The 13,557-nt window shown below is 44.7% G+C and carries 12 protein-coding genes and 1 pseudogene; 1 reads left to right on the top strand and 12 read right to left on the bottom strand.

The genetic code is table 11. The features are described 5' to 3' along the window. From CI597_RS03585 to CI597_RS03575, 3 genes are all read right to left on the bottom strand, one after another. Entirely contained in the window at positions 1 to 2,121 is a 2,121-nt protein-coding gene (locus CI597_RS03585) for a glutamine synthetase III (protein ID WP_024728059.1), read from the bottom strand. A gap of 203 nt (positions 2,122 to 2,324) precedes the next feature. Further along, on the bottom strand, positions 2,325 to 3,968 hold the full coding sequence (locus CI597_RS03580; RefSeq protein WP_034549632.1) for a hypothetical protein: 1,644 nt from the start codon (positions 3,966 to 3,968) through the stop codon (positions 2,325 to 2,327). 85 nt (positions 3,969 to 4,053) lie between these two features. After that, entirely contained in the window at positions 4,054 to 4,836 is a 783-nt protein-coding gene (locus tag CI597_RS03575; protein ID WP_095142878.1) for a polysaccharide deacetylase family protein, read from the bottom strand. A 272-nt stretch (positions 4,837 to 5,108) separates the two neighbouring features. Between CI597_RS03575 and mgtE the strand changes: the two genes are divergently transcribed. Further along, a complete protein-coding gene (mgtE, locus tag CI597_RS03570) occupies positions 5,109 to 6,152 on the top strand; it encodes a magnesium transporter (protein WP_024728104.1) in 1,044 nt (347 codons plus the stop codon). An 89-nt stretch (positions 6,153 to 6,241) separates the two neighbouring features. On the opposite strand, the gene CI597_RS03565 is transcribed toward mgtE, so the two are convergent. From CI597_RS03565 to CI597_RS03525, 9 genes and pseudogenes are all read right to left on the bottom strand, one after another. After that, positions 6,242 to 7,045 carry an alpha/beta fold hydrolase gene (locus CI597_RS03565; RefSeq protein WP_081723872.1) on the bottom strand — a complete coding sequence of 268 codons (804 nt, stop codon included), beginning with the start codon at positions 7,043 to 7,045 and terminating at the stop codon, positions 6,242 to 6,244. A 21-nt stretch (positions 7,046 to 7,066) separates the two neighbouring features. Continuing rightward, complete coding sequence (locus CI597_RS03560) at positions 7,067 to 7,828, bottom strand: N-acetylmuramoyl-L-alanine amidase (RefSeq protein ID WP_024728106.1); 762 nt, start codon at positions 7,826 to 7,828, stop codon at positions 7,067 to 7,069. A gap of 71 nt (positions 7,829 to 7,899) precedes the next feature. Further along, a pseudogene (locus CI597_RS03555) lies at positions 7,900 to 8,703 on the bottom strand (DUF6179 domain-containing protein). 197 nt (positions 8,704 to 8,900) lie between these two features. Next, positions 8,901 to 9,170 (bottom strand): hypothetical protein, encoded by a 270-nt coding sequence (locus CI597_RS03550; RefSeq protein ID WP_235824533.1) that lies wholly within the window; start codon positions 9,168 to 9,170, stop codon positions 8,901 to 8,903. 19 nt (positions 9,171 to 9,189) lie between these two features. Further along, on the bottom strand, positions 9,190 to 9,591 hold the full coding sequence (locus CI597_RS03545) for a HEPN domain-containing protein (protein ID WP_024728107.1): 402 nt from the start codon (positions 9,589 to 9,591) through the stop codon (positions 9,190 to 9,192). Next, positions 9,588 to 9,956, bottom strand: coding sequence for a nucleotidyltransferase domain-containing protein (locus tag CI597_RS03540; protein ID WP_024728108.1), 369 nt, complete (start codon positions 9,954 to 9,956; stop codon positions 9,588 to 9,590). Before CI597_RS03540 ends, CI597_RS03545 begins: the two co-directional genes overlap by 4 nt. Continuing rightward, a complete protein-coding gene (locus CI597_RS03535; RefSeq protein ID WP_034549638.1) occupies positions 9,956 to 11,344 on the bottom strand; it encodes an MATE family efflux transporter in 1,389 nt (462 codons plus the stop codon). Before CI597_RS03535 ends, CI597_RS03540 begins: the two co-directional genes overlap by 1 nt. Positions 11,345 to 11,354: 10 nt before the next feature. Then, on the bottom strand, positions 11,355 to 12,521 hold the full coding sequence (locus CI597_RS03530) for a cation diffusion facilitator family transporter (protein WP_024728110.1): 1,167 nt from the start codon (positions 12,519 to 12,521) through the stop codon (positions 11,355 to 11,357). A 38-nt stretch (positions 12,522 to 12,559) separates the two neighbouring features. After that, positions 12,560 to 13,453 (bottom strand): LysR family transcriptional regulator, encoded by an 894-nt coding sequence (locus tag CI597_RS03525; protein WP_024728111.1) that lies wholly within the window; start codon positions 13,451 to 13,453, stop codon positions 12,560 to 12,562. Positions 13,454 to 13,557 lie beyond the last annotated feature (104 nt).

The following is a 13,557-nucleotide window of genomic DNA, read 5'->3' as shown; positions in this document are numbered from 1 at the left end:
TTAAACTTCAAAGATCAGATCTCCGTAGCTTGGCATCGGCCAGTCTTCTTTCGCCACAAGCATTTCAAGCTTATCCGCCGGTTCACGGACAGCATTCATGCATCCGAACACTACATCGTGATAGAAACGTGCCTGTTCGTTTACTTCTCCGATGGACTGTGCTTTGACAGTTTCACTATCCAGAATACCGATTGCCGTGTATAATTTCTTCAGATTCTCTGTGATTTCGCCGAGCAGGGATTCCTGTACACCCGTATCCATTCCTGTAGCCTTTAAAACAGCGACTGAATCGGCCAGCGTCTTCTGATATTTCATCACAGCAGGAACGATCTGTTTTTTAGCAATATCCAGCGTTGCCAACGCTTCGATATTGATCGTCTGAGCATACTGTTCAAACAGGATTTCTACACGGGATTCCAGCTCTGCCTTCGTAAATACACCGAACTTTTCAAACATCTTGACTGATTTTTCCGTGATCAAAGCCGGAATTGCCTCAACCATGGACCTGATGTTCGGAAGGCCTCTTCTCTCTGCTTCCTTTACCCACGCTTCAGAGTATCCGTCTCCGTTAAATATGACTCTCTGATGATCTGTAAGCATCTTTTTCGTCAGCTCATGGGCTTCCATCATCACATCCTGCAGATCTCCGTCTACCTTCTCCAATTCATCGCAGACCTCTGAGAGTGCATCTGCAACGATAGTATTCAGCACCACATTCGGGTCAGAGATAGACTGGGTAGAGCCAACCATGCGGAACTCAAATTTGTTTCCGGTAAACGCAAACGGGGATGTCCTGTTACGGTCCGTGGCATCTTTTTCAAAGTCCGGAAGGGTATGTACGCCTGATGCGAGCTTATCCCCGTGTTTGGATCTGGTAGCCTCTCCTCTTGTGACCAGCTGTTTTACCACGTCCTCAAGCTGCTCTCCGAGGAAGATAGAAATGATGGCAGGAGGTGCCTCATTGGCTCCCAGGCGGTGGTCATTTCCAGGTGTAGATGCGGCCATACGGAGCAGATCTGCATGCTCATCTACAGCCTTGATAATGGCTGACAGAATCAGAAGGAACTGCTGATTGTCATGCGGGGTATCGCCCGGTTCCAAAAGATTCTTTCCTGTATTTGTCACGATGGACCAGTTATTATGTTTCCCGGAACCGTTGATTCCCTGGAACGGCTTTTCGTGGAGAAGGCATTTCAATCCCTGGCGTTCTGCCACACGCCGCATCGTTTCCATCAGAAGCTGATTGTGGTCCGTCGCTATATTATTGCTTGCATAGATCGGCGCCAGTTCGTGCTGGGCAGGAGCCACCTCATTGTGCTGGGTCTTTGCTGTGATGCCCAGTTTCCAGCTCTCCTCATTGAGCTCTTTCATGAACTTTCCGATCCTCTCACGGATGATTCCGAAATAGTGGTCATCCATCTCCTGTCCTTTCGGAGGCATTGCCCCGAACAATGTCCGTCCTGTAAAGATCAGGTCTTTTCTCTGCAGATATTTTTCTTTGTCTACAAGGAAGTATTCCTGTTCCGGTCCCACAGAGGTATTGACATTTTTTACATTCTTCTTTCCAAGCAGGTGTAAAAGCCTTGTAGCCTGGATATCCAGCGCCTGCATAGATCTCAAAAGAGGAGTCTTTTTGTCCAGCGCTTCTCCGGTATAGGAACAAAATGCCGTAGGGATACAGAGAATCGTAGAATCCGGTGTCTCTTTAATAAAAGCAGGTGAAGTACAGTCCCACGCAGTGTATCCTCTGGCCTCAAATGTTGCCCTCAGTCCTCCTGACGGGAAGGAAGAAGCATCCGGCTCACCCTTAATCAGCTCCTTTCCGGAAAATTCCAGGAGCACTTTTCCGTTTTCCGTCGGAGCGATAAAAGCATCGTGCTTCTCCGCCGTCACACCGGTCATCGGCTGGAACCAGTGGGTGAAGTGGGTTGCACCTTTTTCAAGAGCCCATTCCTTCATCTCGTTGGCAACTACGTCTGCGATGGCAGGGTTTAATTCTGTTCCCTCTTCGATCGTCTTCTTAAGGTCTTTGTAAACTGCCTTCGGAAGCCTCTCCCGCATAACACTGTCGTTAAACACGTTACATCCGAACATTTCTGACACACTTCTTTTTTCGCTCATAAGATATTTCTTCCTTTCCTGATTTGGACTTCAAATTATAAGAATTTAACCTGCCGGAAACCTGTGACAGATTAAAAAAATAGACGCCAAACAATCCTCGAATCGTTTGACGCCTTTGTCATTACTTCGCTAGGTATAAGATACAATGATTCTTTCTAAAAATCAAGTACTTTTTTGTATTTTGTCAAATACAAAGCCGCCAGCTATTGTGTTATCTGATAAATGCCGCTCTCGTCTTCTTCGTAGGAAATCTTGATCTTATCCCCGGCATTCCATCTGATCGCACCTTCATTTTTTGAAAATTCTTCTTTATAGACATTGCCTTCCTTGTCGGTGATATACACGTAAGTATTGCCTTCGATCGGTATAAAATCAACCTTTTTGATCGTGATCTCCTTTGTCTTCATTGACTCTGCCGTGGCAGCTTCTTTGGCAGAGATAATCCCCTGCTCCTTTAGAAGTCTCTTATATTCCTTCTGGACTCCATTTTGAGTGGGAGAAGTTGCCACAATGTTATACTTTCTTACATTGACCATGGCAAACATCTTCACAAGCCCGCCTTTATCCTTCAGAATCATGACATACGTCGGCTCTCCGTTTACATTGATCAGAGCCGGAAATGCCGCAGAATACCTGAGGTTCTGTACCTGCCCCTCGGCCGCTTTCATGGCCGACTGCTCATTGGCTCCGGAAACCGTGTAGTATTTGGATTCGGAAGTTCTCATGTTCATAAGAACAAATGCGATATTAGACTGATCTCCATTTACGGATGTGACACCGGTATAAGCCCAGATGTCTCCGTCTATGGCCCTGTATCCGTAGTCGTCAGTTGCGATCTTACAGCCCTTCTTGCCGAATACACTGTTAATATAGCCGTTGGAGAGGAGTCCTTTCCAATTATATTTTTGGAGGAGCAGCCTGCCGTCATATACATGATCCACCCATCTCGGAATATTTTTTGCGTCATAGTATGTGCTCTTCCCGGTGACCGGATCACTGATCACGGCTCCTTTGACATCTTTAGCCCCGAAAAATCCTGCGTTTGCCTTCAGCACCGGACAGATATAATAGGGATTTCCTTTATTGTCGATCTCAAAATAGTAGCCCTGGAAAATTGCTGTGGGATACTGGAATCTCAGATGTCTTTGAAGGTTCCTGGAAAAGTATGCGGATGTAGAATACTGCATCGGCTTTTTGAGCTTTACATACTTTGCCTCATTGCTGATAGGATCTACCTGTACATAACCCGGAATCCCTGCTTTGCGGTTTGTCATATACCGGATGAAGCTGGCGTAATTAAGAGGTGCCACTTTCATCGGCTGCCCGTTATAATCAATCTGGGTGTAGTCGTCACTGACCTCATACTGGCTGACCACATCGGACAGAGAGCCAATGGCGCGGTCGCCGATGATCCTTGCCCCTTCCGTGTCCATCAGGGCGATATCTGTGATCTTTTCCGTCTCTTTCATGTCTGTCTCAAATTTCTTATTTTCTATCTTCAGCCTGCCTGCATATTTTTTAGAGGATACCAGCTGGCTTGAAAGAATCATCCCTCCAAGAAAACCGACAATTACAAGGACCAGCAGAGCAGAAAACAGCGAAAACAGTTTCGTCTTCTGTCCCATCCCCCTCAATGCGGCCCACGCCGTCAGCACTCCTAAAACTGCGATTAGAACCATCCATATGCCGGTCTCCTGAAAATTAATTGCAGGCAGCGCCACATAATAGTACAGTCCCACTAAAATCAATGCAATGAGGATTCCCACTGCCGCCGTTTTCTTTTTCATCTTACCGACTTTAAAATTTTTGACCCGGTTCAGATCGTTCATATCAAACCGAAATATCATCTAAGTCACCTTCTAATCTTGTATTTCACAGTGTTTCTGCGATACCTAGATGTTATCATATTTCGCATAAAATTGGTATAAAAATTTATTTTCTGCGCTGTTTGCCCTCCGGGTCTATATAAAAGTTTTTGGTCAGGATCATCTTGGAGACCGGCACAAAGGTATATCCCTCGGACTTTAACCGTCTTATGATTACCGGAAGGGCCTGTTTCGTGTAGACAGTTCCAGTGTGCATCAGGATGATTGCACCGTTTTCCAGCTTTTTGTTATCGCAGACACGGTCAATGATGTCCTGCCTGGAAATGTCCTTCCAGTCCAGGCTGTCTACGGACCACTGAATGACTTCATAGTTTAACTGTCTGGCCGTTTTTACCACATTTTCATCATAGTCTCCGTAGGGAGGCCGGAAAAGTTCCATCTGCTCTCCTGTCACGGCCTGGACTTTGCTGTGAGCCCCCAGAATCTCTTTTTTCTGCTCATCAGAAGACAATCTGGTCATATATTTGTGGTTATCCCCATGGTTGCCAATGTCATGGCCTGCTTTGGCAATCTTCTTTACATCCACAGGAAACCGCTGTACCCAGTCGCCGGAAAAAAAGAAGGTTGCTTTCACATTTTCTTTTTTTAAGATTTTGAGAACCTGGTTGATGTCCTCATTTCCCCACGCTGTATCAAAGGTGAGGCTGATTTCCTTCTTTTTTGTATCCACACAGTAAATCGGAAGTTCCTTATTCTCTGCAGGATTTAAGATCCTCACATTTTGATTCCAGACAGAAAGGGCTGCATTGCCCCCGCCGAGCAATGACAGCCCTAAAACAACAATGCAGATAAAACCCGTGATCAGATTTTTCTTATTCACTCTGTCCATCCCCTGTTCATCTTCTATGTACTATTTATATGGAATGAAAGATTGTCTCATTCTGATTTCCTTGACATGTTCTTTGCTTAAAGGTATTCTGATAAAAGCGTTGAAACCTGTAAACTGTAAAAAAGAAAGGATGTGAGAGTATGGATTCGCCCCGAAGTCAATACAGCATGAATGAAAAATCCAAACCTCCTTCACATTATTTCATAAATACAGGGAAGGGTTTTTTATTCATGTTTTAATCTTCAAATTTCTATATAAAAGGAGAAAGAAACATGAGAGAAAAAAATATCAAAGCTTTGCTTTTACGGCGGGAATATCCTGTTTTAAAAGTTATGCTCAATTCTATGAATAACGTCGATCTGGCATCATTGCTGGAAAATTTCACCGAAAAAGAATACACAATTTTATTTCGTTTAATCCAAAAAGAAAAGGCAGCGGAAGTATTTACCGAAATGTCCTCTTCCATGCAGGAGACCTTGATCAATGCCTTTACCCGGACCGAGATCAAAGAACTGTTCGACGACATGTATATGGATGATACGGTCGATATCATTGAAGAAATGCCTGCCAACGTTGTTGAGCAGATTTTAGATGTGACTGACAAAGAAACACGCCAGACCATCAACCGTCTCTTAAACTATCCGGAAGACAGTGCCGGGAGCATCATGACGGTGGAGTATGTGGATTTGAAAAAAGAAATGACTGTGGAGCAGGCGCTGAAAAAGATCAAGCGGGTAGGCATTGATCAGGAGACCATTTATACATGCTATGCGATCGAACAAAAACGGCTCATCGGGATTGTGACAGCTAAAAGCCTTTTGCTCAGCGAAAGCCATGTGCTCATAAAGGATATCATGGAGACCAATCTGATCTATGTGAACACTCACGAGGACAAAGAAAATGTCAGCAAGCTGTTCCATAGATACGGCCTCCTGGCAATCCCTGTAGTAGACTTTGAACACTGCATGGTAGGCATTGTAACCTTCGACGATGCCATGGAAGTCTGGCAGGATGAGGTGGAAGAAGATATGTCCATCATGGCGGCTATGCAGCCCAATGAGGAATCCTATTTCGGCACCTCTGTCATCAGCCACGCCAAACACAGAATCTTATGGCTGCTTTTCCTTATGCTGTCCGCCACCATTACCGGAGCCATTATCACCAAATATGAGAATGCATTTCAGACTCTGCCTCTGCTGGCAAAAAAGATCGGTCTGGACCCGGCCATCATGGCGGCTCCCCTGATCACCACCCTGGTAGACACCTGCTCCATCTTGATATATTTTAATATTGCAACCCATCTGTTTTCGCTCTGAACACAGATACATAAACGGCTGCGAGACCGCCCGATTAAACTGTGGTCCCGCAGCCGTTCCGATTCTTCTCTTCTTTTGCTGCTTTTCATTTATGCTCTGACAGCTTTTAAAAAGTACTTATTAAATAACTCCAGCTGATCGTACACAATGCCGTGTCCGCTTTCGTCCAGCTGAATCAGCTTGGAACCGCAGATTTCATCATGCTGTATCCTCACCAGATCATTCGACACCACTACATCCTTTTTCCCGTGAATGATCCATGTCGGCACATGGACGGCCTGCAAGTCCTCTCTTCCGTCTTCATCTCTCAGGGAAACTGCAGCCCGGACCGTTCCAAGTCCAGAAGCGGAAAGTGCGATCTGTTCAAACCAATTCACTGCCGGTTCAGACTGAGGACCTGCAAACAGCTGCTCATGACTGAAATTAAAGCAGAGCTGAGGCCTGTCAGTTTCCGCCAGTTCGATCAGTTCATTGACATATTCTCTTGTCAGTCCATACGGAAAGTCTCTTCTTTTTGTCCATGATGGAGCTGCGGCTGCCAAAAGAATCAGTTTTTTAACTCCAAACCCTTTAAATTTTCTCATATATCTAAGGACAATCGCGCCGCCCATTGAAAAACCTGTAAGAGTAAAATTCTTAAGTTTCAGTCTTCTGATCACCTGATAGATATCCTGGGACATTTGATCATATGAATAGCCGAAGGCCGGGGCGTCAGAATTTCCAAAGCCTCTCAGATCCAGTGTCACCACCCGGTAACCCTGCCTACATAAAAGTTCCGTCTGGTATTCATACATCAGATGGGATAAAGGCCATCCGTGAATTAAAACGACAGTCTCCTCCCCAAAGGGATTGTAGTCATAGACTGCAATCTTTATTCCATCCGTTGATCTCACATAAAACAAATCACAGCCTCCTTATTTTTTGACCACCAGGGTATCATAGCCTCGCTGCTTCAGCTCATTTTCCAATTGGACTGCTTCATCCAGCGTTCTGAATTCTCCAAGCTGTACGGCATAATATGGCTCCTCATACACGATATCTCCGTCAAAGCCCTGAGCCAGCGCTTCATTCAGCGCGTACTGCGCATTGGAGAAATTGCGGTACAGTCCGATCTGCACCCGGTAGGTGCTGCCAAGCTCCTGTTGTCCTGATCCAATCGTGTCAACAATCCCGTCTGCAATGGCATTTGCAATGTCGTTAAATCTTGAATCGAAAAGCTCATTATCTTTTACCGTATTGATGAAGCCAGCCTCGATCAATATTGCAGGGATATTCGTCCGTCTGAGAACCGCAAGTCCCGGCCGCTCCTTGACTCCCAGGTCATTAAATCCAACCTCGCTTAATCTGCGGTTTACATTCCTGGCCATCTCGGCCTTAATACCGCTGTCGTTGTAAACCAGAGTCTCCACTCCGCTGTATGTGTTGGGAAGCGGGCTTGAGTTTCTGTGTATAGAGACAAAGTAATCGGCCCCGCTCTCATTTCCGATTCTGGCCTTCTCAATCGGAGACTGATAGACATCGGTCTGTCTCGTATACTGTACCGGGACTCCCTTATCTCTCAGCGCCTGACCCACTGCCAGAGTCAGTCTTAATGTATCGTCTTTTTCCCTTCTTCCATTAAACTGGGCACCATTGTCATAACCGCCGTGCCCGGCATCCAAAATTACGCCTGCCATAAAATTCCTCAAATCAACTTTCTTTTGCTAATATATGCAGACAGTCATAAAAAGTGTCCTGAAAAATACAATCAAACATAAAATAATGCATCCAGTGCGTCATATTTGATGGCATTATAAATCCGAACAGCGAATTCTTTCCCCTCTCTTTGAAAATATTGTTTCCAAGGCTCCATTCCGGCCCTTTGTACGATAAACCCGATCATTTCCTGTAATTTATCCTCTATCGTTTCTGCCGGGTCACCTGAAAAATATTTCCGTACCTCTTCTGTATCTGTTCCCGTCAAGGTTAAATCCGTAAGCTGTTTTTTTGAAATCAGACATCCGAGAGATTGGAGCAGGACCAGAGAACATATATTTTCCATATAATCAACGTCCTGCTTTCTTTCCACATGCCTTAGGAGAGCTGTGATGATGCGGCTGTCGAAACATCTTAAAAGTCTCTGTTCTCACTCTGCGCCACATAAATATTCATAAATAAGCCTTATCCCGCTTTTCTTCCCATACCTGTTCATCGTTGGATAATCCAGTGTCAGGATATGATCCTGAGGACAGAATCTGGCATCATAGCGCAGAAAAAACTGCGGCATGCCGCTGACTATTGTATCCCTGTAATTGACGCATCCATAATCTTCAAAATCCATGGCCAGACGATCATAGACAGCCTTTGCCTCATATGTTTTTTCTATTACCTTTTCATACCCAATGCTGTACGCCTCCTCCGCACGAAGGCCCCTTTTGGACCGCAGCGCTCCTCCGTAAGATTCTTCGCACAGGCCGATACAATATATAACTGCCTCCATCAGCATCTGTGCCGTCTCATAGGTGACAGAACTGCTTTCTTTTTTTAGACTTTCATTCCTCCCCGCGATCAATTCTCTCGCCTGTTCTTTTGACAGACTCAGCCCAAATCTCCCATCTGTCTTCTCGCTGCACGCTTCAATGACTCTTAGTTCCTCTACTGCCGCCGCTTTAGGATCACAAGTCTTGAAAAATTCGTCATTTTATGGTAATATAATATTAGAAAAAGGAGCAGATATGCGTATATCTGCTCCTTTTTGATTCTTTCATCTTATTCCTTATTCGAAAATTCCTCCAATTCCAGCCTGCGGATCTGGCTTCGTTTGAGTCTCTTCATTTCTTTTATCTCCGGGTCTGAACTTCCCTTTAAATATCCGATCTGTTCAATCAGAAGTTCCCCCTCCGTCAGTGTCAGAACATAATCATTGGCCAGCCGCTCGCCGGAAGGATCAGACAACAGATGAGAGACCGCATTAGAAATGGCATTTGCGATCGCCTGTTTGTTTGAAATCTCTTGATAAGCTTTTAACACAATCGGCATATAATTCACCTCACGCCATTTAAAAATTTTTAATTGGAATCTCTTTCAGTTTTGAAATAGTATCGTACATAATTTTCTTACATTTATCAAATTCTTCTTTCGTCACTGTATAAAAATCGTCGCCGGGATATCTGGCATCATAATAAAAATCTGTCAAATAGGCCAGACCCACTGTATCCAGCTTTAAATCCGGCTTCCACTGATTCATTCTGACTGCAATCTTTTTCATATTATGCTTTCTTAATAAGTCCGAAACATCTTCATCTAAAAAGCACAATTCCAGGTAGCCTTTCAGAAATTTCTCTGTTACCTGCTGACACTGTACTGCAAGCTGATTATAGAAAGTACTCCCCACAGCGAGGATAGATTCAAGATACTCCAAGTCATTTTTTGCAATGTCCAGGTAGTTATTTTTAATCATTTCATCACCTCCAGTATTAACTTTTTATCTCTGTTCAATATTCTCTTAAAAATAGTATTTTCCTTTATGGACTCCTCGTTGGTATAGACTACATCCGTGGATATACCGGATATCTCATCATCTAAGGTCCATCTGATATCCGCCGCCAATGCCCTGTCTTCCAATTTTTGTTCTGTAAATATAAGCAGGTCTATATCACTGCCATTTCGGATATTTCCCCGCGCACAGCTGCCGAATAAGTACACTCCTTTTAAACCGGGAATATCAGCTTTTATCAAATAGTCAAGATCCGATTCAATTTTATCAACAAAACGCTTGGGCAAATGCTCATAATTTTCCCGGTAAATCTTTATCTTTGTCATCATTATATACTTTCCCCCGTCTCTTTACAATCTTTCTCCCGCTCCACAATTCCTTTTTCCTTCCACTTGCCGCTTCGATATCTCAAGGTTCCGATCGTAAATGCCGCAGCCCATCCGATCGGGATAGACCACCAGATTCCGGACGCTCCCAGAAAATGAGCCAGGATATAAGCAAATATTACCCTGCATCCGAAATTGCAGAGGGTGCCCGCCATAAATACACCCACATCTCCTGATCCACGGAGAACCGCATTTACCACATTCATAAGTCCCATCAGTGCATAAAACACAGATACGACCCTTAAATAATCCACACCTATGGCAATGACTCCGGCATTGGACGTCTCATCCACAAACTGGGCAACCAGCACATCCCCCTTAAAAAACAGAATTCCCGTAATGACAGCCGCGATGCCTGCTGCCATGAGCCTTCCCGCTCTCAGCCCTTCTCTGATCCGTTCCGGTTTTTTCGCCCCGATATTCTGCGCCGTAAACGTAGACACTGCATTCCCCACATTTACCATCGGCATGATCGCAATCGAGTCAATCTTCGTAGCCGCCGTATATCCTGCAAGCACCACAGATCCGAAACTGTTGACAAGACTTTGTACAAACACCATGCCGAACGAGACGATAGACTGCTGCACCATAGACGGTACTGCAATCCGTCCCATCTGGACAAGGATCTTTCGGTCAAATAAAACCGGCTTTTTTTCTGTCTCTATCTTCTTAAGACGGAACAGCAGATTGATAAACGAAATGACTGCCGCCAGCCCCTGTGCGATCAGAGTTGCCCATGCAACCCCGGTCACTCCCATCTGAAGCCGGATCACAAAATACAAATCCAGCACAATATTCAAAATTGAAGAGCCTGCCAGAAAATAAAGAGGAATTTTTGACGCGCCAAGTGCATTATAAACCGCATTTAAAGTATTATACATAAATAAAAACACAAGGCCGAACATATAGATTCTCAGATAATTGGCGGCATCCCGGTAAATATCCGCCGGTGTCCTCATCAATACGAGGATTCCTCCTGTACCGGCCACACCGATAATCATTAAAATCAGTCCCAACACAAATGTGGAAATTAAGGCCGTATAGATCGCCGTCATCATCCGGTCCTGATCCTTTGCCCCGAACAGCTGAGAAATGACAACAGAATAACCGATGCTGGAACCGGTCGCAACTGCTACAAATAAAAAAACAATGGCCGTCGATGCTCCGACGGCGGCAAGTGCCTGTGCACCGACGAATCTTCCCACTACCATAGAATCAATAATATTATAAAGCTGCTGAAATAAATTGCCCAGCACAATGGGAACCGCAAAGAAAAATAACTTCTTTGCGGGATTTCCTACACTCATGTCATTGGTCAGCTGTTCCTTCATCTTTCATTGTTCAGATATAACTCCGGTCCACTTTGATCACTGCAAAGTAATTTTCCCGGTGCCTTCTGATCTCCTTTCTGATATAAGTCGTAATATCCCCCACTTCCTGGTCACATTCATAGGGCACCACCAGGTCAAAGATCAAGTTGTTGTGCGTTTTTCCCTCTACCATTCTGAAATCATGGATAGACAGTTCGGTTCCGCATTCTTTTACGATCTTTTCCACCATCATTCTTGCCTCGTTTGTCTCCTCATCATCCGTGACAACCGGATCCATATGAATGGTGGCGTCACAATTAAACTTATGCATCAGATGATATTCAATGTTGTCAATCACGTCATGTGCCTCCAAAATATCAACATTGTACGGCACCTCGGCGTGAAGAGAGATCATCCGCCGGCCCGGGCCGTAGTCATGTACGATGATATCATGCACCCCTACGATCAGCTCATTATTTAAAACCTCATTTTGTATGTTCTCCACCAGTTCCACATCGGGAGCGGTTCCAAGCAGAGGCGAGAGAGTATCCTTTGCCGCTCCGAATCCGGCCCACATAACAAATCCGGCCACTAAAATACCTACATATCCGTCCACGTTGATCCCGGCAAACCTGAAAATCAGCATCCCGCCCAGAACTGCCGTTGTAGCGATACAGTCGCTTAAGCTGTCTGTGGCTGTGGCCTTCATGGCCTCTGAGTCGATCAGATTTCCGACCTTTTTATTGAAAGCTGACATCCAGAATTTCACCAGAATGGATACAATAAGAATCCCTATGGACACCGGACGGAACATAATGTCTTCCGGGCTGAAGATTTTATTAACAGAAGATTTTAATAATTCAAATCCCATTAACAGTATAGCCAAAGAAACCAGGAGTCCTGAAATATATTCGATTCTTCCATGTCCGAACGGGTGATTCTTGTCCGCCGGACGCCCTGCCATGTGGAAACCAACCAGTGTGATGATGGAAGATGCCGCGTCAGAAAGGTTATTGAAGGCATCTGCGGTGATGGAAATGGCCCCTGTGAGAATCCCCGCAGTCAGTTTCCCTGCAAAGAGAAATATATTGCAGAATATACCCACTGCTCCTCCCATTGTGCCATAGGCCTGACGGACTTTATGGTTTTTTAAATCATCCTTATTCTTAATAAATGCCGATATCAATAATTCTGTCATAATTTTTCATCCCCTTGTGTCAAATATTTTCCATTGTATCACAAATCACTTATATTTTCATTTCCCTCAAGCAAAATATTGATGAATTCTTTCATAGGCCCTGTCCGGTATTTATCCTTATGGACAACGATATGATTCTCATTCTTGAGTTCTATGCCCCTGATTTCTATTTTCTTTAATTTTCCTTTTGAGACTTCCTCTGCCGCAAGGCGTTCCGGCAGCACGGTGATTCCGAGCCCTTCCTCTGCCGCACGAATCAATACCTGAGAGTTTACACTGGTCCAAAAAGGATCGGCCCTCAGATCATGTAAAAGAAGTACGCTATCCAGCACGTCCCTGGTCGCACTTCCCTTTTCACGAAGCAGAAGCGGCTGTTCCAGAAGTCTTTCAAGTTCAATGTCCTTAACGTTTGCCCATGGATGGTCCGGAGAACAAAAAGCAAACAGACGAAACGAAGAAAAGACCGTGCTGTCCAGCGTACTGTCTGAGACAGCGCCCTCGATCAGCGCCAGATCGATCTCATTATTGTGGAGCATGGAAAGGACATCCGAAGCCTTGCATACCTGAACACTGACCGGCGTTCCGGGATATGTATCCTGAAATCGTTTCATAGCCCCGGGCAGCCAGAAGCTTGATATGGTTATGCTGGCCCCTACACGGAGTACAGCCTGGTTCTCCAAGTCATACACTCCTTTTTCCAGATCCTCATAAAGCTCCAGGATGCGGACTGTCTTTTTTAATAATAATTTGCCCGTCTGGTTTAAAAATACTTTCTTTGATATACGGTCAAACAGCACAGTGCCAAGTTCTTCTTCCAGTTCATGGATCACATGTGATACTGCCGGCTGGGTCATATAGAGCTTCTTCGCAGCCCCGGTGACACTTCCTTCCTCGCATACTGTTTTAAAAATATATAAACGCCTTATCGTCATGGCTTTCCCTCCTATCATTACTATTTTAACATGTTATATATAAAATAATATAATTTTCTTTATGTTTCGAAAAAACGTATACTGTTAAAAAAAGGGGAAATCCG

This window comes from Anaerostipes hominis (ex Lee et al. 2021) (genome assembly GCF_002270485.1).
GTDB classification, from domain to species: Bacteria; Bacillota; Clostridia; order Lachnospirales; family Lachnospiraceae; genus Anaerostipes; species Anaerostipes hominis.
The sequence above is the reverse complement of the archived record's forward strand: the minus strand, read 5'-3'. Positions and strand labels throughout refer to the sequence as shown.

Bases quoted from the DNA above. Each gene is read 5' to 3' on its own strand.
- CI597_RS03585 (WP_024728059.1), bottom strand. From the start codon at position 2,121: ATGAGCGAAAAAAGAAGTGTGTCAGAAATGTTCGGATGTAACGTGTTT.
- CI597_RS03580 (WP_034549632.1), bottom strand. From the start codon at position 3,968: ATGATATTTCGGTTTGATATGAACGATCTGAACCGGGTCAAAAATTTT.
- CI597_RS03575 (WP_095142878.1), bottom strand. From the start codon at position 4,836: ATGGACAGAGTGAATAAGAAAAATCTGATCACGGGTTTTATCTGCATT.
- mgtE (WP_024728104.1), top strand. From the start codon at position 5,109: ATGAGAGAAAAAAATATCAAAGCTTTGCTTTTACGGCGGGAATATCCT.
- CI597_RS03560 (WP_024728106.1), bottom strand. From the start codon at position 7,828: ATGGCAGGCGTAATTTTGGATGCCGGGCACGGCGGTTATGACAATGGT.
- CI597_RS03550 (WP_235824533.1), bottom strand. From the start codon at position 9,170: ATGCCGATTGTGTTAAAAGCTTATCAAGAGATTTCAAACAAACAGGCG.
- CI597_RS03545 (WP_024728107.1), bottom strand. From the start codon at position 9,591: ATGATTAAAAATAACTACCTGGACATTGCAAAAAATGACTTGGAGTAT.
- CI597_RS03540 (WP_024728108.1), bottom strand. From the start codon at position 9,956: ATGATGACAAAGATAAAGATTTACCGGGAAAATTATGAGCATTTGCCC.
- CI597_RS03535 (WP_034549638.1), bottom strand. From the start codon at position 11,344: ATGAAGGAACAGCTGACCAATGACATGAGTGTAGGAAATCCCGCAAAG.
- CI597_RS03530 (WP_024728110.1), bottom strand. From the start codon at position 12,521: ATGACAGAATTATTGATATCGGCATTTATTAAGAATAAGGATGATTTA.
- CI597_RS03525 (WP_024728111.1), bottom strand. From the start codon at position 13,453: ATGACGATAAGGCGTTTATATATTTTTAAAACAGTATGCGAGGAAGGA.